General features: G+C 40.8%; 18 protein-coding genes. 10 read left to right on the top strand and 8 right to left on the bottom strand.

Annotated elements, in window-relative coordinates:
• Positions 1–18: 18 nt before the first annotated feature.
• From E0E32_RS09365 to E0E32_RS09380, 4 genes are all read right to left on the bottom strand, one after another.
• Positions 19–450 (bottom strand): small multi-drug export protein, encoded by a 432-nt coding sequence (locus E0E32_RS09365; protein WP_066191973.1) that lies wholly within the window; start codon positions 448–450, stop codon positions 19–21.
• Positions 451–597: 147 nt separating this feature from the next.
• Complete coding sequence (locus E0E32_RS09370) at positions 598–1,041, bottom strand: flavodoxin domain-containing protein (protein ID WP_066191975.1); 444 nt, start codon at positions 1,039–1,041, stop codon at positions 598–600.
• An 18-nt stretch (positions 1,042–1,059) separates the two neighbouring features.
• The gene (locus E0E32_RS09375) at positions 1,060–2,109 is read right to left on the bottom strand and encodes a ribonucleotide-diphosphate reductase subunit beta (RefSeq protein WP_130859665.1); all 1,050 of its coding nucleotides are present in this window, start codon (positions 2,107–2,109) and stop codon (positions 1,060–1,062) included.
• A 119-nt stretch (positions 2,110–2,228) separates the two neighbouring features.
• Complete coding sequence (locus E0E32_RS09380; protein WP_130859666.1) at positions 2,229–4,520, bottom strand: ribonucleoside-diphosphate reductase subunit alpha; 2,292 nt, start codon at positions 4,518–4,520, stop codon at positions 2,229–2,231.
• Positions 4,521–4,879: 359 nt separating this feature from the next.
• On the opposite strand from E0E32_RS09380, the gene csaA reads away from it, so the two are divergent.
• The 4 genes from csaA to E0E32_RS09400 all read left to right on the top strand — a co-directional run bounded on the left by csaA (position 4,880) and on the right by E0E32_RS09400 (position 8,001).
• Positions 4,880–5,209 carry a chaperone CsaA gene (csaA, locus tag E0E32_RS09385; RefSeq protein ID WP_130859667.1) on the top strand — a complete coding sequence of 110 codons (330 nt, stop codon included), beginning with the start codon at positions 4,880–4,882 and terminating at the stop codon, positions 5,207–5,209.
• A 234-nt stretch (positions 5,210–5,443) separates the two neighbouring features.
• The gene (locus E0E32_RS09390) at positions 5,444–6,313 is read left to right on the top strand and encodes an ROK family protein (RefSeq protein ID WP_078060091.1); all 870 of its coding nucleotides are present in this window, start codon (positions 5,444–5,446) and stop codon (positions 6,311–6,313) included.
• A 131-nt stretch (positions 6,314–6,444) separates the two neighbouring features.
• Positions 6,445–7,362 (top strand): aldo/keto reductase, encoded by a 918-nt coding sequence (locus E0E32_RS09395; protein WP_066191986.1) that lies wholly within the window; start codon positions 6,445–6,447, stop codon positions 7,360–7,362.
• Between the two features lie 243 nt (positions 7,363–7,605).
• Complete coding sequence (locus E0E32_RS09400; protein WP_066191988.1) at positions 7,606–8,001, top strand: DUF5412 family protein; 396 nt, start codon at positions 7,606–7,608, stop codon at positions 7,999–8,001.
• A 175-nt stretch (positions 8,002–8,176) separates the two neighbouring features.
• Here the strand turns inward: E0E32_RS09400 and E0E32_RS09405 are convergent, their stop codons facing one another.
• From E0E32_RS09405 to E0E32_RS09415, 3 genes are all read right to left on the bottom strand, one after another.
• Entirely contained in the window at positions 8,177–9,163 is a 987-nt protein-coding gene (locus E0E32_RS09405) for a polyprenyl synthetase family protein (protein WP_066196344.1), read from the bottom strand.
• Between the two features lie 27 nt (positions 9,164–9,190).
• Entirely contained in the window at positions 9,191–9,742 is a 552-nt protein-coding gene (locus E0E32_RS09410) for a Gx transporter family protein (RefSeq protein WP_066191990.1), read from the bottom strand.
• A gap of 131 nt (positions 9,743–9,873) precedes the next feature.
• Positions 9,874–11,769: an FAD-dependent oxidoreductase gene (locus E0E32_RS09415; protein WP_130859668.1), complete on the bottom strand. Its 1,896-nt coding sequence runs from the start codon at positions 11,767–11,769 to the stop codon at positions 9,874–9,876.
• A gap of 344 nt (positions 11,770–12,113) precedes the next feature.
• Between E0E32_RS09415 and E0E32_RS09420 the strand changes: the two genes are divergently transcribed.
• The 6 genes from E0E32_RS09420 (at position 12,114) to E0E32_RS09445 (ending at position 17,465) form a co-directional block, all read left to right on the top strand.
• Positions 12,114–13,169 carry an FAD:protein FMN transferase gene (locus tag E0E32_RS09420; RefSeq protein WP_392388609.1) on the top strand — a complete coding sequence of 352 codons (1,056 nt, stop codon included), beginning with the start codon at positions 12,114–12,116 and terminating at the stop codon, positions 13,167–13,169.
• A gap of 16 nt (positions 13,170–13,185) precedes the next feature.
• Positions 13,186–14,127 carry a 1,4-dihydroxy-2-naphthoate polyprenyltransferase gene (gene menA / locus E0E32_RS09425; protein ID WP_130859669.1) on the top strand — a complete coding sequence of 314 codons (942 nt, stop codon included), beginning with the start codon at positions 13,186–13,188 and terminating at the stop codon, positions 14,125–14,127.
• Positions 14,128–14,163: 36 nt separating this feature from the next.
• Complete coding sequence (locus E0E32_RS09430; RefSeq protein WP_130860176.1) at positions 14,164–14,970, top strand: energy-coupling factor transporter ATPase; 807 nt, start codon at positions 14,164–14,166, stop codon at positions 14,968–14,970.
• Positions 14,961–15,818 carry an energy-coupling factor transporter ATPase gene (locus tag E0E32_RS09435; protein ID WP_066196347.1) on the top strand — a complete coding sequence of 286 codons (858 nt, stop codon included), beginning with the start codon at positions 14,961–14,963 and terminating at the stop codon, positions 15,816–15,818. Before E0E32_RS09430 ends, E0E32_RS09435 begins: the two co-directional genes overlap by 10 nt.
• Positions 15,815–16,615 (top strand): energy-coupling factor transporter transmembrane component T family protein, encoded by an 801-nt coding sequence (locus E0E32_RS09440; RefSeq protein ID WP_066192000.1) that lies wholly within the window; start codon positions 15,815–15,817, stop codon positions 16,613–16,615. Before E0E32_RS09435 ends, E0E32_RS09440 begins: the two co-directional genes overlap by 4 nt.
• 313 nt (positions 16,616–16,928) lie before the next feature.
• Positions 16,929–17,465, top strand: a complete 537-nt coding sequence (locus tag E0E32_RS09445) for a hypothetical protein (protein ID WP_066192002.1) — start codon at positions 16,929–16,931, stop codon at positions 17,463–17,465.
• 270 nt (positions 17,466–17,735) lie between these two features.
• Here E0E32_RS09445 and E0E32_RS09450 read toward each other — a convergent pair whose 3' ends face one another.
• Positions 17,736–18,926, bottom strand: coding sequence for a M14 family metallopeptidase (locus tag E0E32_RS09450; RefSeq protein ID WP_066192004.1), 1,191 nt, complete (start codon positions 18,924–18,926; stop codon positions 17,736–17,738).
• Positions 18,927–19,041 lie beyond the last annotated feature (115 nt).

A 19,041-nucleotide genomic window follows, 5' to 3' on the forward strand; every position in this document is an offset into this window, starting at 1 on the left:
TAACAAATATTTCTGATGTTATGTCTGGACAAACAGGTCGAACCCTAATGCTGTTACGAGTCCGAAGACGAGGGACCAGCCTGCTATACTGATGATGGACCAAGTCATGGTTGCCTGTTTGCTAGCACCTAAGGTCATCCCGATAAAAGCGGCTATGTGAGAACCAATTAAGATGGGCCCCAGTAATAACATACCTGGCAATCCATATTTATCCCAAAGTTTACGAGCTCGTGCGGAACGTTTCGAATTGTTATTTTGTTTTTTCATCAGCCATTGCTTCAATTTATCAAAGCCAATAATTAAAGGGAAGATAGTGATCATATTGCCAATAAAGGCCACTAAAACCACTAGCACAGGGTTTAACCCGGTCACAATCGCTACCGGTATAACCAAAGCGATCTCCAGCCAGGGAATCGCTGCACCTAATAATACAAGCAAGTACTCGATCATATAGAAAATCCTCCTTATGTTCCAATAGATAAAAAAAGAAGGCTATCACCACGGTATGGCAATAGCTCGGGCATTCAGACAATATCTATTATAGCACAAAATCAATTATTCAACACTTACTCACTATATGCAACGAATGCCAACTGACTAGGAAGTAACAGCTACTCGGCTAGTCAAACGATCGCAAAATGTATCACATTTGCTGATATCCCCTTTTTGGGGAGTGAGTTCCACCTTCAGCGTGACCGCTAGGTTGCTTTGGGCATAGAGCATATCACGGAAAAGATCGACAGCACCGCAGAAGCTGGCAAAGAAACTGTCACCAGTGCCAAATACACCAGTTGTTATCTGTTGGACATCTTCATCTTCAAATGCCTCAAATAGCTCTTCCATCTCCATTGGCAGCTCCCCGTTATCCCAAGAATACGTACCGACCGCAATGATGTCATAATCCGTTAGTTGAGCGGGATTAAAATCATCTACGGGGATTAGGTCGGTTACCACGCCGCGTTTTTCCATATGTTCATGAATCATTTCTGCTAATGTCGCTGTATTGCCAGTAACTGATGTATAAATAACTGCAGCCTTCATACAGCAACACCTCCTTTATTATAATTCATCAAATCCATTGGAAGAAGAAACTTTTGTATACGTTCTTGATTTTTGTTCAAAGAAATCTGATTTTGTTTCATTCATCATTTCATCACTAAACACATGAATCCACTGCATAGGATTTTCTTGATCTGGATAATAGTTATCTAAACCAATTTGACGACATCGTTTGTTGGCTAAATATTCGACATAACCATGGAATTCGTCCAGGTCAATCCCTTCGATATCCTTTAGAATGTAATCTGCCCATTCCTTCTCTAGCTCTACCGCTCGATTGATTGTATCATAGGCATACTGGATATTTTCGGGTGTATTTAGTTCTGGATTTTCGGTCAATAAAATACGAACAAACTGTGCGACAAAATAGGCATGCTGCATCTCATCACGCTGAATATAGCTAATCATGGTGCTTGTTTTTAACATTTTTTGCTGCCGTGCAAGATGATAGAAGAAGGCAAAACCAGCGTAAAAATAAATACCCTCCAGATTAATCGAATTAATCGCTAATTCAAATAAACGCTGTGGCGTAGGTTGCTCCCGGAATGCCTCATAACTATCTAAGATTAATTGGTTTCTTTTCTGGACAATTGGATCCTCTTTTGCTTGATTAAACCGTTTGTTTTGCTCGCTGATAGGGACTAAAGAACTCAAAATATAAGAATACGATTCGTTGTGTACCGCTTCTTGTTGTGAGATAACCGCAAAAATTGCCTTAAAGCTGGAATCAGTTACATAGTCCATGACATGTGACATGGTTGGTGTTTGCAAGCTATCTAAAGAAGCAAGTTGTGTATTAATACGTAAGAAAACATTTTTTTCGATATCAGTTAGGTTATCCCATTGCTTGATATCATCTTGCATATTGATTTCTTGTGCCTTCCAAAAGTTCGCCAGTAATGTTTGATATAAGTCATACATTTGTGGATAGGCGATATCATTCCAATTAAGTACACCAGAAGATTCGCCATTGATAATACCAGTTGATTTATTGGGATGAGTTGGATTTAATAGTTTTATTCTGTTTAGGGTTTGATCCACTTGTGTCATGCTACCCATATCCTCCTTTATTACATGCAAGCAGTGAGCCCAGTGTAAACGACTGTGTAAATATTCCGATCCGTTTTGCTTGGTCTCACCGCTTGTGTTTTCAATTGTGTCTCGATCGATTAACTATGACATGCCTCACATTCTTCAATCTCTGTTTGTGATGTGCTTCGGACATAGTAGGTTGTTTTTAATCGATTTTCCCATGCAGCTACGTGTAAGTTTAATAGATCAACGGCTTTGATGTCGTGACGGACATAGAGGTTAAAGCTGATCGCCTGATCAATATGACGCTGTCTCTTCGCGTTTTGTCTGATACTCCATAACTGGTCTAACTCATGACGTGCACGGCGATAATAGTTATAAGTGACGTGATCCAAGTCAGGTGCCGTTACTTTAAATTTAAAGTTTTTCTTCTCTTCGGCATATTCTACGTTATAGATTGGATCAATCCCATCTGTTGAACCGCCGATCTTAGCGGTAGAAGAGTTAGGGGCAACGGCCATTAACCAGCCATTACGCATTCCTTTTTCGGCAACTTGTTGGCGTAACTCTTGCCAACGGTCTGTCGTATAATCACGACGGTCAAAGTAGACGCCAGTTTGCCATTCGGATCCTTCAAATTCGTTGTACGAACCTTTTTCCTGAGCCAATTCCATCGACGCCTTAATCGTATAATAAGCAATGTCCTCATAGACTTTATCCGCATAATTAACAGCTTCCTCTGATTCCCAGTGGATGTTCTCTAGCGCCAATAGGTGGTGCCAGCCGAATGTACCTAAGCCAACTGCCCGGTATTTCTTGTTGGTTGCTTGTGCCTGACCAACAGAAATCGTATTAAGATCAATCACGTTATCCAGCATGCGAACCTGAATAGCGACAAGACGCTCCAAGACTTCTGCGCGAACCGCATTTGCCAAGTTAACAGAAGATAGATTACATACGACAAAATCACCTGGTTTACGGATAATTACGATATTGCCGTCTTCATCTTGATATTCCTTGGTGATGGATGTAGCTGACATGTTTTGTGCAATCTCTGTACATAAATTACTACAATAGATCGATGTTTTACCGATGCCGCGTTTATGTTTATTCGGATTTTGTCGATTGACTTCATCACGATAGAACATATACGGGGTACCTGTCTCTAACTGTGCGACCATGATACGAGCCATAATATCCATGGCGCGATACGTTTTTCTTGGTAATAATGGGTGGTTTACTGCTTCCCAATATTTTTCAGAGAAATATTTCTCGTTTTCTTCGTCATAGAAATCCTCTAGTCCGAGTGGATTACCATCTTCATCTTTCCAGCCCATCGTTTGCTTCACTTGATGTGGGCAGAATGTATGCCATTCACCTACACTCTTGCCTTGCTCATCCCGTTCTTGCAGCTGCTGCATGAATAAATCTGGGATGGACACTCCAGAGAAGATATCGTGTGCTTTACGTCGTTCGTCTCCATTATTCGTTTTTAAATCTAAGAAGCCGTTCATAATATCCTTGTGGAATACGTCGAGATAGATGGCAACGGCTCCTTGGCGTTGTCCTAATTGATCGACACTAACGGCGGTATCATTAACAAGGCGGATCCATGGTACTACTCCAGAAGAATTGCCTTTAAACTTCTTAATGTCGGAGCCTAACGCACGGACTTTGCCGTAATAGATACCAATACCACCACCATCTTTACTAAGGCGGGCAATATCCCAATTGTTTAGATAAATGCCATCAAGCGAGTCGTCTACCGTATCAATGAAACAAGACGATAGTTGTCCATAGCTTTTACCGGCATTGGATAAGGTAGGGGTTGCTACGGTCATATACAGGTTGCTTAAGGCCCAGTATGCTTCCTTTACCAGATCTAGTCGTTTTTCTGGTGCCTCTTTTTGCATAAGTGTCATGGCAATGATCATAAAACGTTCCTGAGGCAGTTCGTAAAGGTTACGTTCATGATCACGTGCCAGATAGCGATCGGCAAGTAAGAATAATCCAATATAGTTGAAGAGCTTATCTCGCTCTGGTTCAATAGCGGTTTGTAAAGAATCTAGTTCTTCTTTGCTGTAAGATGCTAATAAATCCGTTGAGTAGATGCCGATATCTGTCAGAGTATGAACCAATTCATACAGGCTGCCGTATTTTTGCTCGCCATCGTAGCCGCGGTTAGAAGCAGCTTCCCGATATAGGTTATCCAAGTGAAAATGAGCAGCTACAAACGTCCAATCCGGTTGATCCATCGCAATTTGGTTTAACGAGTAGAATAAGGCTTCTTGTGTTGTTTCCTGGTCTGATTTTGTTGTTTGTTCAATGCGTTGCTGAATTTCTTTGGTATCTAAGTCGAATGTTTCCCCAGCTTGTTGTAATGCATTGATGACTGAATGCCTGATACTGTTTGCTTCCGTTGTTGTCATAATTAAAGCCCTCCATATACATAATAAAAGCGCCCGAAAGAGCGATTTATATTTAATAGTGTTATGTAATATTGCTAACCAGCAAATACAATATATTGATGTTTTGAACTCTTTGTTGTCTATATATTGTATTTTAAATGATGCAGGGCATTTTGACAATAAAAAAGTATTTGGATTTGTCATTGTTTTTTATAAAGGTTGATAGGGTGAGGGTTGGTCGAAAAAGATTGAGACTTAAGTAATAGCTTACCGACTTTTTCCGACAGCAATAGAGGTGAAAAATAGACACTGAATTGTTATTATAAGATAAATTGAAGTGAAATGTCAAAGTATATTATGGAAAAAGAAGAGGTGGTTAGATGGCAACAATAGAAGACTTTTTGAAGCTGGACCTAAGATTGGGTACTATTATAGATGCCGATTATTTAGAGGGAGCTAAAAAGCCTGCTATCAAATTAAGAATAGATTTTGGAGAACTTGGTGTAAAACAATCCTCTGCTCAAATTACCAACCGATATTCACCTACACAATTAATAGGGAAACAAATAACGGCAGTAGTTAATTTTCCAGTGATACGCATTGCCGGTTTCCGGTCCGAGGTGTTGGTTTTGGGCGGTGTGCCGAGCGATGGGGATGTTATTTTGTTAACGCCCGATCAACCAGTGGAAAATGGTACGAAAATTTTCTGAAATGTGATAGCAGATAGGGATATACAGCTGTAACGAAAAGTTTTCATGAATACCTCCTTATCGGCAGTCACATCTCTTTTGATTAGCAATAAAGAACCAGACAGATTTTGCCCTGTTTTCTTTGACAAATTAGCTGAAAAATATACATTATCCGTGGTGATTATGCTAGAATAAAAGAGGATAATAAAAAGCATTTGAGCTATTATCAGGGAAGTTGAAGAGGAGGCAATCATAGTGAAATTAGGTGCAATTGAAGCTGGTGGAACAAAATTTGTATTAGGTGTAGGAACCGATCAAGGTGATATTCTGGAAAAGGAAATTATTCCAACCGAACATCCCGATATTACGGTCCCGAAGATCATTGCCTTTTTTGAAGGAAAAGGAATTGATCGTTTAGGGGTAGGAGGATTCGGACCAATTGATATTAATAAGCAAAGCGATACATATGGACAACTCCAAAAAACACCCAAACTAGATTGGGTAGATTATCCACTAGGGGCAACGTTAAAGGAAGCGCTCCAGGTTCCAATCGAGATTGATTCTGACGTAAACGTGGCAGCGATGTCAGAGGCGAAGTGGGGGAATGCAACCGATGTTGATACGTGTTTATACATAACCGTGGGGACAGGGATTGGTGCAGGAGCTTACTTCAACGGTCAAACGCTTAAAGGGCTGTCACATCCAGAAATGGGACATATAAGGGTAATCCGCCATCCCGATGATAATTTTGAAGGCGCTTGTCCGTATCATAAAGACTGTCTGGAAGGGCTTGCTGCCGGACCAGCCTTAGAGCAAAGATGGGGTAAAAAAGGGCAGGAATTAGCAGATGATGAGAAAGTATGGGAGATGGAGGCATACTACCTTGCCCAAGCGTTAACCAACTACATTTACATTCTTTCTCCTGAGCGAATTATTATGGGTGGCGGTGTGATGAAACAAGCACAATTATTCCCGTTAATTCGTAAAAATGTCTTGGAAATGCTGAATGGCTATGTCAGCTCTCCTTATTTAACAGAAAAAGAAATCGATCGTTATATAGTCGCTCCAGGCTTAACAGACGAAGCCGGTGTCAAAGGTGCCTTGTATTTGGCGATGGATCGGTAAAAATTCTACAAAACCCTGTCATGAAAATATGGCAGGGTTTTGTGAAGGAATAATGGTCGAACGTGCAATATAATCGCTTACACCCTTTTTATATGCTAAACTAGCTTTATAAAGAATAGAGGAGTGAAAGCATGAAAAAATTAGAACTTGGAAAGAGTGGTTTACAAGTTAGTGAGATTTCATTAGGCTGCATGCGCATGGATCAATTATCCGTTCAAGAGGCTAATCGTGTGATTCAAAATGCCTTGGATTTGAATATTGATATGTTTGACCATGCCGATATCTATGGTAAAGGTCGGTCCGAGGAAATCTTCGCAGAGGCGATTCAGATGTCTCCGTCGGTTCGTGAGCAAATGGTTATTCAAACAAAATGCGGTATTCGAGACGGTTTTTTTGATTTCTCCAAAGAACATATTCTATCTTCTGTAGAGGGAAGTCTAAAACGTCTAAAAACCGATTATATCGATATTCTGTTATTACATAGACCGGATACCTTAGTTGAGCCCGAAGAAGTGGCAGCGGCCTTTGATGAATTAAAGCAAAGTGGTAAAGTACGTCATTTTGGAGTGAGTAATCATAACCCGTCACAGATCGAATTATTAAAAAAGAATGTCAAACAGGATTTGATTGCGAATCAGTTACAATTAAGCATGATGTTTACTCCGATGATCGATGCTGGCTTAAATGTCAATATGGAGCATGATCCGGCCATTGTGCGTGACGGCGGTATTTTAGATTACAGTCGTTTGCATGATATGACTATTCAGCCATGGTCACCATTCCAGCATGGCTTCTTCGAGGGAGTATTTATCGATCACGAAAAGTTCCCGCAATTAAATGAAAAGTTACAGGAGTTTGCAGATAGGCACCAAGTGACCAAATCGGCGATCGCCATTGCTTGGATCTTACGCCATCCTGCCAATATGCAGCCAATCGTAGGCACGATGAACCAAGAACGATTAACGAATATTGCCAAGGCAACCGAGGTCACTTTAAGCCGTGAAGAATGGTATGAGCTCTATCGCGTAGCGGGCAATAAGTTACCATAAAACAGTTATTCAAAAGTGATAGGCATACGAAAAAAATGCCTAGTTGAAAGCATTATTGAAGCACGAAGACTCACTTAGTTAAGAAGCTTCCTTTTGCAATGAAAGGAAGCTTCTTCGTATAGAAATAGCTATCTTTAAAATGACACGTATTCGTTCGTTTCATGAATTTTAGTGTTATGGAGGTACCAAACATGTTAAAATGATCGATAAAAACGTATGATTAACATGTAAATGAGGTATTGTATGACATTAATCAAAAAGCATAAATATCTCGTCCTCTTCTTATTTTTTCTAATTTTAAGTATTTTCGTTCTTTGGATTAGACCAATGGTTTGGGGACCTTTTGGGTTCGAAAATATGGATGTATCCAATCATCAGGTGGTATCTGAGTCAGAAAATGGGGAATATGCGATTAAGGTATATTATTACCCAGGCCCTACAGCTTATTTCGAGTATACGTACATTGGAGCATTGTATAAGGAGAATGACTTTATGAAAAATATTTTTTGGATTGGACCGAGTGGCAATGATTTTGAGGTAGTATGGTTAAGTGATCAGTCTATTTTGTTAAAAAATCTGAGTGGTGATCCACAGAAAGTGGAGTTGGATGTATTAAAAGATAGCTATGATTTTCGCTGACAAATGCTATTTCTTGTGGGAGTGGAAATAGAAGAGAGGCTACGGTAATCATGTACCATAAACATATCAATAGCAGGTCCAGCAATCAGATCATTCAGAAAGAAAATGATCTGATTTGCATACAAGTACCTTTTTTCAAATCTGTTAAAGACTACGATGAAGTTTCCATATGTTCTTAAAGACTGCGATACAACAGCTTGCTGGTTAATTCAAATAAGGTTTGTTTATACTCGCCGTCGGGTAGTTTTTTTAACGCCTTTAAAGCCTTGATGGTATATTTCTTTGCTAATTGCTGTGCATACTCAATCCCTTTTGTTTCTTCTACGATGGCCATTATTTCCATTAATTCTTCATCGGTTAGCTCCTCTTTTTTGTCTAAATAAGGAGTTAATAATTCAGGTTTTTCCCGCATGGCATAAAGAAGCGGAAGGGTATAGACACCTTGGCGAATGTCCGCTAACTGGGGTTTTCCCATGGTCTTGCGATCCCCAGTGAAATCTAGTATATCGTCGATGATTTGAAAGGCCATTCCAATATAATGCCCCATATTCCAGGCAATCATCGCTTGTCTGCGTGAAGTCTGGCCGGTAATGGCCCCAGAATAACAGCTGACTGCAAACAACTGTGCCGTTTTACCAGATATACGATTCAGATAATCTTTGACACTTGTCACCTGTTGATAACGGGAATGGAGTTGATCTAATTCACCAGTCAAAATTTTCTCCATACTACGAGCATTGAATTCTAGATGAGATAGTGATTTGGCATATTTAGACAAAATCGTAAAGCATACACAAAATAAATAATCACCGGAATAAACAGCAAATTGATTTCCTTGGTGCGTGTGAATCGTTGGTGATCCGTGGCGGGCGTCTGCTTCATCAATCACATCATCATGAACGAGCGTTGCCATGTGCAATGTCTCCAGTGCTGCCGCTACAGCAACCGCTCTTTCTTTTTCCTCCGATGTGGTCCCCCCTATCTGAGCACATAAGAGGGTATAAGCCGGACGCAGCAATTTCCCTCCAGAAGAAAGTAATCCACGGATAATCGCCTCAATTTGTTTATCATGAATGTGCATGTGGGCTGCGATAATCTGTTGGACAGCGCGCAAATCCGTTTTTAATTGCGGATATGATTCCCACATTGGATGAACTTGGATAGTCATCATTATCACCCCTGTTAAATGTTAAAAAGAATAACGTTTTTTATACTCCCATTCTTGCAAACTACGATAATAGTGGAGCTTCTCCACATGATTTAATAGATAATTGGCTACGATACCTACCGCAACCCCTGTCAGAATACCGATAAATGATAAAACAGGTAAGTAGAGCAGTACGGTCCATGTTTGGGCAATCCAGCTGGCGATAGTTAATTGCCCGATGTTGTGCAAGATAGCGCCTGTTACACTGACGCCAATAAGACTAACACGTGATGGACCAAGCTTTTTCACTCCCCACATACCTATAAAACTGAACAAGGCTCCTAATGCGCTGTACATAAAGGAAGAAATCGTTCCTCCCAGTAAAGCAGCCAGGGTAATGCGTATCGTTACGACTTTGGCAACATCTTTGGTGTGCAGGGTGTATAACGCCATACAGGTAATAATGTTGGCTAAACCAAGCTTTGCACCAGGAGCAATCACAAAGGGGGAAGGAATCGCGCGTTCCAGCAAGCCGATAATCACCGCTTGAGCAGCTAGTAATGCAATATACACAAGGCGCTGGTTATTTGTCATGATCGATCCTCCCCTTCTATTGGAATACATACTTTCTAGGTGTCAACATCCATTTTGTATAAATAACGGAAGATAATGGACACAAAATGATCAGTTATGATCAATGGGGGAGAACCCCCACTGATGTCAGTCTATTGATCATCTTTATAAATCGCTCGTTCCTTACCGTACCAGATGTCACCAGCTTTTTTCTGTAACCAAGGTACAACCCAATAATCTAAACCAATGGAACGTCCGGAACCATTAAGCAAGGCAATGGAGGCAGGAAGTGCCCAAACTTTATCCCAACCTAGCATAGCAGACAGGGTAAACATGGTCAGGAATCCAACACTCGCTACGTTCGCTAACCAAGTAAAGAGACCGAAAACAATCGCAAGTCCCATAAATAATTCAATGAATACAACAACTTTTTGCATAAATACGGCCATCTCAGGTGTTGGTAAGACAAGTTTCATAAACCATTCAAAGATACCAGGCATTTCGCTTAGGATAGGAGTAGCCCATTCTACAGCTCCTTCAGCCGCTTCACTTGCGCCACTAGCAGCCTCAGAGGCACCGCTGTTTGGTGTTTGTAGCCATTCAAACGGCATCCTCACGGTATTACCAGTCAACCAAGAACCTTCACCTAAACCTTGGAATAATTGAGGTATATTTTTGAAACTGGATGTCGCTTCTTCCCAAGTCGCCGCTCCCCAGATTTTCGAACCAGCTTCCACTAACCAAAAGCCACCAACGAACAAGCGTAACGGTAAACTCCATAAGACATTACCGTATCGAGTGGATAGCCCGCGGAAGATATTTCGCTTATCTTTTGTGTGAAAAAACTCATGCATAATATAATGGAACATATAATAGCCGCTTCGAATACCAAAGAAATAGTATAGGTTAACCATGTGTTTCATAAAGTTGGCAAACCAGCCACTGAGACGTAGTCCCATTAAATTAGCGACACCGTATCTTGCCCCTATGGAAACCATTGTGCCGTGATATTTACCGTCATAAGCCTCTTTTTGGCCGTTATCGATCTCGGCAATAATTGATTTAGCTGCAGTTACACCTGTTTGCTCTGCTGCTTCGACAATTTGCGGGGTTGGTTTTCCCTCTTCTTCTTCAAAGTAAGCCAAGTCCCCTATGACATAGACATCTTCCAAATCTTCCGCTTCCATATACTCATTTACTTTTAAGCGACCTGCTCTAGCGCTTGGAATACCATATTCCTCTGTATCCGAGTTTGCTTTGACACCTGCTGTCCATATTAAGGTGTGGGTAGGCAGGGTCTCTCCAGATTCAAATACCACACTGTCCTCTTTTACTTCGACAATTGGTGAATTTTTCAACAGTTTGACGCCTTTTTTATTTAAATAGGCTTCCGCTTTGTCGGCACTTTTGCGGTCCAACATATTCAGAATAGTAGACATTGCTTCTACTACATACAATTGAATATCCTCTTCGTCTAGTTTATTTTCTTTGGCCAGTCGGTATTTCCATTCGATTAATTCCCCAATCATTTCAATGCCAGTAAAACCAGATCCGCAAACGGTAAAAGTTAACATGGCTTGTCGCTTCTCAGGGTCACGCTCTAACGCAGCTCGTTTCACCACATCTTCTAAGTGATGACGAACGCGAACAGCATCCTCCCAAGACCAAAGGGTGAAACCATGCTCTTTTACACCAGGTGTGCCGAAATCATTGGCCTCTCCACCCATTCCTAAAATAAGATAGTCAAATGCATATTCCCCATGTTCAGTATGGATGGTTTTACTATCATGATCCACCTTTGTGACATTGTCTGTGACAAGATTCACTTTTGTACGATTAAATAACCGCCGTAAGTCAAATTGAATAGCAGAAGGCTCCACACGATGTGCAGCTACCTCGTGTAATTCTGTCATCATCGTATGATAGGAATGACGATCAATTAGCGTGATGGTGACTTCATCATTTTTTTTGTACTTTTTCGCTAATTTCTTAGCGGCATGAACACCAGCATAACCTGCCCCAATGATAACAATATTCTTCTTGGTCATTATCTCTCCACTCCTTTACTTAATAAATATCCTTGATCACTTTACTTTGTGAAATTGTGATCAATTACATTGTAACACACTTTGCTCATTTGTCTATAAAAATGATAAAGATTTCACAAATTAAACAAAAATAGAATCATGTTATAGAAAACAGGATCACAGAAAAAACATTGGTATATAACAATATATGCAATATTTTTATAGACATACAGACAAAAACGTTGTACAATTAAAATATAAAGTTTGTGAAATAATTAACAATAAATATAACTAAAACATTGTGAAAAGAATAACTAGTTTGATGGGGAATGCAATGGATTAGTCAAACGAATAAGAAGGGGTGGATAAACATGTGGAGACAAACGTGGATTTTAGGCATCATTAGTATGTTGATTATGGCAGGATGTTCTAATGGTACTAGTCAAGCAGACGATCAGCGCAGCTTAACCGACAAACCTTATGAAGAAACCGAGTTTTTATTGGGTACTGTGGTAACGGTCAAAATTTATGACGAAGAGAAAGAAGCGGTACTAGACAAAACCTTTGATCGAGTAAGAGAATTGGAAGATAAAATCACGATGAATGAAGATGGCAGTGAGGTCAATGAAATAAATCAGCAAGCTGGGAAGCAGCCTGTTCCAGTATCAGACGATGTATATAGTGTGATTGAGGCAGGGAAGAATTATAGTGAGTTAGCTGACGGTTCCTTTGATATTACGATCGGTCCAATTACCGGTCTTTGGAATATTGGTATGGATAATGCAAGAAAACCAACAGAAGAAGAGATTGATCAGGTATTGCCACTCGTTCATTACGAACAAGTGGCATTAGATCAAGCCGATCAATCGGTTCTGCTTCAAGAAGCGAATATGCTGTTAGACTTAGGGGCGATTGCTAAAGGTTATATTGCTGATGAGATTGTACAGCTTCTGGAAGAGCAGGGTGTGACAACGGCTATTATTGATTTGGGAGGAAATATATACGTGTTGGGTGATCAGCCATCAGGTGGACAGTGGACAGTAGGTATTCAAAATCCTTTTATGGATAGGGGAGAAACGGTTGGTAAGCTGATGACGGTCAATCAATCTATTGTTACTTCAGGGATTTATGAACGCTATTTGGAAGTGGATGGGCAAAGGTATCACCACTTATTAGATCCTAAAACAGGTTATCCATTTGATGGTGAATTAGCCAGTGTTTCAATTATTAGTGATGATTCGATCGACGGTGATGCCTTGTCTACGATTTTGTTCTCAAAAGGTCTCCAAGCAGGAATGGAATTTATCGAGGAGTTTGAGGGTGTAGAGGCAATATTCATTACGAAGGATAAGGAAGTATACACAACAGAAGGGCTAGTTGATCAATTTGAGTTAACGAATGAGGCGTTTAGCCTGGAATAATAGGGGGGAGATTAGGATGAGGGGTACTACATTTTTGAAATTAGTAGAGATTCGTACGAAATTAGCGAGTTTATTTCCATTTTTGATTGGTCTGTTATTTGTGATATATCGTTATGAGGTTATTCAACCAGTCAATACCATCATTTTCTTTTGTGCGATGTTGTTGTTTGATTTGACGACAACGGCGATTAATAATTACATGGATTATAAAAAAGCAGTAAGCGATGACTACCGAGAACAATCTAATGTGATTGGACAAGAGAAAATCCCGGAAAAAGTAGTAGTAGCAACGATTATCACGATGCTGGCTATTGCTTCTTTACTAGGAGTTTGGCTGGTATTTCGTACCGACTTGTTTGTATTAATCATCGGCATGTTATGTTTTGCGATTGGTATTTTTTATACGTTTGGGCCGATTCCGCTGTCTCGTATGCCGCTTGGCGAAGTGTTTTCAGGTGTTACCATGGGGTTTGGTATTACCTTTCTCATTATTTACGTCAATGCATTCGATCAAGGGATTGCCCATTTAGGCTGGAGCGGCCGTATGATTACGTTTGAACTAGATGTCTTATTGATGTTGGAGATTTTTCTCATATCATTACCAGCCGTGTTGACGATTGCTAACATTATGCTGGCCAACAATATTTGTGACTTAGAAGAGGATGTTGCCAACCAGCGTTTTACACTACCTTATTATATTGGCAGAAAAAACGCCTTAAGATTATTCCATTTGCTTTATTTTTTGGCATTTCTCGCTATTTTAGGTGCGGTATTGATACAGGTTTTACCTGCTTATGTCCTGCTGGTATTTCTTGTTTTGTGGCCTATTATGAAAAGTATCAAGTTATTTAAGCAAAGACAAAGCAAATTGGAAACATTCCCATTGTCCTTAAAGAATATGATGCTGGTGAATGGGATGATGACGATTACCTTGCTTGCAGCGGTATTCTTATCATGATAGTTTGATAGAGAAGGGGAGGGGAGTGTGATGGTCATGTCTTGTGTAAAGGTGGAGAATTTGACCTTTCGCTATGATTTGCGTCAAGAGAAACAAACAATTGAAGATGTCTCATTTACGATGGATCCAGGAGAATGGCTAGCTATTGTAGGCCATAATGGTTCAGGAAAGTCAACGATTGCCAGACTGCTAGTCGGTTTGTTAACGCCGGCTCAAGGTCATATTTATATTAACGGAACCGAATTAACAGAAGTGACAAAATGGGAACTTCGTCATCAAATTGGTTTGGTGTTTCAAAATCCGGAAAACCAATTTATCGGTACGACCGTCAAAGACGATGTGGCCTTTGCTTTAGAGAATCTCAATATGCCTTATGAGGAGATGAAGCAAAGGGTCGATCACGCACTAGAAAGGGTTGGGATGACACCTTACGCCAATTATGATCCTTCCCATTTATCAGGCGGGCAAAAACAGCGGGTTGCCATCGCTGGATTACTTGCCTTACACCCGTCGGTCCTTGTCTTAGATGAGGCGATGGTCATGCTAGATCCAGCCAGTAAACAAGAGGTCATGGCTATCCTACATGAATTAAAGGAACACCATCAGCTTGCAATTATTTCGATTACCCATGATATGGATGAAGCTGAAGCTGCAGATCGCATGCTAGTACTCCAACAAGGGAAAGTGGTTGAGACGGGTGAACCTGCCCAAGTGTTTCAATCAGGGGCACAGCTAGAAGTCCCTTTTATTGAACAACTGAGAAGAAAGTTAAAAGAACGAGGTAGCACAATACCGGTTAGCTATATGACAGAAGATGAAATGGTGCGATGGTTATGCAAGTAACATGGGAGCAGGTAACCGCAGATTATCAAGTCGGTCCGATTCGCAGTCCAGAGATTTTAAAGTCTGTCACGGCAACGGTAAAAGAGGGGGCCTTTACAGCGGTGGTAGGTCAGACTGGATCAGGAAAGTCTAGTCTGCTTAAATCGACCAATGGTTTATTGTTGCCGATTCATGGTCGAGTAGGCATAGGTGATTTGGAATTGACCCCTGAAAATAATAAAAAATTACTCAAAGCCGTGCGACGTAAGGTGGGGATGGTTTTTCAATTTCCCGAATCACAACTGTTTGCTGAAACAGTAGAGAAGGATATCATGTTTGCCCCGATGAATTTCGGTTCAACGGAAGCAGAGGCCCGTCGTAATGCCCAAGAAATTATTCAACGATTACAATTAGATGCTTCCGTTCTACAAAAGTCTCCTTTTTCCTTATCGGGTGGCCAGAAACGTTATGTAGCCATTGCCGGGATATTAGCGATGGACCCTGTTATACTGGTGCTGGATGAACCAGGTGCAGGGCTGGATCCAAAGGGAAAAAGAGAAATGATGAAGCTTATTCATAACTGGCATACGGAGCGAGGCTTAACCACCTTATTTGTAACCCATGATATGGATGATGTTGCTTTATATGCGGATCAAGTCATAGTGATGGAAGCGGGAGGGGTTGTCTATCATGGGACCCCAGCTGAGTTATTTACGGATGCAGTGCAGTTAAGAGAATGGGAGTTGGAACTACCCAAGGCACGTCGTCTGCAGTTGAAGATAGAACAAGCGTCGGATATAAAATTATCGCGAACTTGTCTTACCTTAGATGAGCTAACCGATGCATTGATAGAGGCGGGATTAGCATGAATAAGTTAATCTTAGGACGCTATTTTCCTGGAAACTCACTGTTGCACCGGAACGATCCACGTGCCAAGCTGATCGCGGGTATCTCTTTTATTGCTATTTTATTTATAGCGAATAATTGGCAGACATATACGATACTTTGGCTGTTTACATTTTCGATGATGCGTTTATCCGGTGTTTCTTTTCGCGTCTATCTGCGTGGAGTCCGACCTTTAATCTGGCTGATTCTTTTTACCGTCATGTTACAATTGTTATTTACGGCAGGTGGTGAAATTTATTTGGATTGGGGACCTATCACCATTTCATCCTTTGGTTTAATAAATAGTGTTTATATTTTCAGTCGGTTTACCATGATCATTTTTATATCCACAGTGATTACATTAACGACGAAGCCCATTGATTTAACGGATGCGATTAACTATTTACTCCAGCCTTTAGGCAGGTTGAAGTTGCCAGTTAACGAGATATCGCTTATGCTCTCGATATCCTTACGCTTTATCCCCATTGTGTTAGATGAGACGCAGAAGGTAATGGATGCCCAGCGTGCCCGAGGTACAGAGTTTGGTGAAGGTTCCCTTCCACAGCAAATGAAGAAAATTGTACCGATTTTTGTGCCGTTATTTGAAAGTTCGTTACAACGAGCAGAGGATATGGCGAATGCTATGGAGGTTAGGGGTTATCAATCCAACAAGCCTAGATCTTCTTTCCGTCGTTTGAGCTGGCATGGAATCGACACAATCACGCTTCTTGTCATGGTATTATTAACGTTCATTCTGATTCTGCTGCGAACGGGAGGGTGAGTGTGATAACCAAGCGTTCTGCAGTGGTTGGCCGGGGCATTGTCGTGCACCATCTTCAGCTTAACGTGATTTAACGTGCGGTAGTCTAGCTGGAAGTGTCAGTTTATGACGTTTATTCTTCTTTAAGAGGGAGCTTTCTGCTAGAAATGCCGCACGCATAAGAGCACAAAAAACGAGCGACATCATTCGATGGGTTTCCTCTTATTCAATATTTCACAAACTATTCACAAAACTACCGTTCACAACGTTTGATCACATGATATAATTATTGTGAAAGAAATCACATAATGAAATTTATTGGGAGGTAATTCGAATGAGAATCAAGTTATTCGCAACATCTATTTTATTAGTAGGTTTATTAGCTGCATGTGGCTCAAATGGGGAAGATCAAACCGAGGATACTGCAGCAAATGGAAATGGGGAAGAGGATGCAGTTACAACGGCATCTATTGTCAACGAATCAGAGGCTTTTGTAGATGCAGTAGGTGAAGATGGCACATGGATCATTGCCACTTTGGAAGATATTACAGTGGACGAAGATGTCGTAGTCGCTGGTGAATTCCATGACAAAGGTGATGAGGCAAATGATATTTATCGAAAAATTGCGCCTTATACCCAAGATGAGGATCACAACATTACCGATTCTTATACGATCACCGTACCGAGTTTGACCGTTCAGAGCGAAAACTTAAATTTCCAAGGCGGAACACTAGCTGGTGATGTGATTGTAGAAGCCAATGGTTTTACGCTTGATGAGTCAGCGACAATTGATGGTAACCTGCAGTTTGCTAATGAAGATGTCGAAGCTTCTGCAACGATTGATGGTGAAGTGACGGGTGAAATAGAATAAAAAAGAAAGTGGCACACCAACACAGATTGGCCGTGCCACTTTTGTGTGTTCGTTGGACTTCATTACAATCGGTGTTGGCAAGGCTGTGATTTTGAAATAGCAGATCTGATGACGACTAAAATGAGTAAACATCGCGAAAAAATGGTTGTCATTTGGAAAATGACGACCAAAAGGAGTGCAAATCTCAAGATAATGTCCGTCATTTGTATGGACAAAGGAGTAAACTTCTTGCCATGATGACGCATAGTTTTCTCGATCAAGCAAGTCTTCTTACAGATACAACGTCGCTAGAAAAATTCCCAGCATATCTTGATAGATTTGTTCAGATTGGCGAATCGGCAGGGGATTCATTCCTAATCCTAATTCAATCGTGAAACCGGGTTTTTGAAATTCTTGAATAAACCAATCCTTATAACCAGCAAAGCTGTCGACATATTGAACAGACTTATAGCCGCTTACGCGTTGATATTCACTGGCAATGCGGTGTGCGGCGGCTGGTTCTAAGCCTTGATACCCCCAATAAAATTCCTGACCTTGTGTATGTAGAGCGTTCATAATATCAAAAGAATGATGTTGTGCCAAAGCAGACATAGCGATTGCTTCTGGTTCAGTTAATGGCTGGTAGCCTGGGAAATCCCTAAAGCTCGGTGCTGTTGGTTTTCTGGAGGCATCCACTTCCCATAATGCAGCGAATTGATTGTTAAGGTCAACGCCATGGATATTAGCTTTCCAATTGGTGAAATCATGGTTTCCTTGGTTGATGGACAATACATCGTTCTGTTTGTCCTCAGCCGCCTGTGCTCCAAATAATACTAGGTCTACGCCGTCCGGATTGACCATAGGAACAAGTGAAAGCGTATTTTGTACAAAATAAGGTAATAAGTCGAGACCTTTAAGTGGTAGTCGGTTGGTTAATGCAAGCAGGTATTGGTTGATGAACTGCATGATAATAGAAGTAGTAATCCATTCATTGGCATGAAAAGAACCATTGATATGTTTTTTCTGAGATCCCCAACCAATCTGCAGTTCGATCATTTCCTTGTCTAACACACTATGACCAATAATTTTTTTTTGCAAAAAAGGATAAACGGTCAATAAACGGTCTATATCCCGTCGAAATTTTACAAAGGAGTATTGATCTGTATCCGTAATGAGCATGTGTCTTACTCTAACGGGCAGTAAAATCAATTCTCCTTGTTGTAAGGGCTGGGATATCGTCGTTTGGTTAAGCAGTAATATTTGATCAAGCGGGAGTTGGCGCTGTTGGGAAAGGGTCCAGCAAGTATCGCCAGCTTGAATGGTATAAGGGACTGTTGTGTAACCAGGGATGTGCAGTACTTGTCCGGTAGCTAGTGAATCATCGGATAGAGTAGGATTAGAGGCAGCGATTAGTGGTAAGGGCAAGTCAAATAATTGACTGTAATACGAAAACGTATCATGATGACGTACGGTAATCTCCATAACCAATAACCTCCACTTCTTTATTCATAATTAAATATATGAAGGAATGGCAGGTTTCATGAGATAAACAACTCTGGTTGTCAGATTCCCACTTCAAAAAAGGATGCATGGGAGA

The sequence above is a fragment of the Gracilibacillus phocaeensis genome, assembly GCF_900626275.1.
GTDB classification, from domain to species: Bacteria; Bacillota; Bacilli; order Bacillales; family Amphibacillaceae; genus Gracilibacillus; species Gracilibacillus timonensis.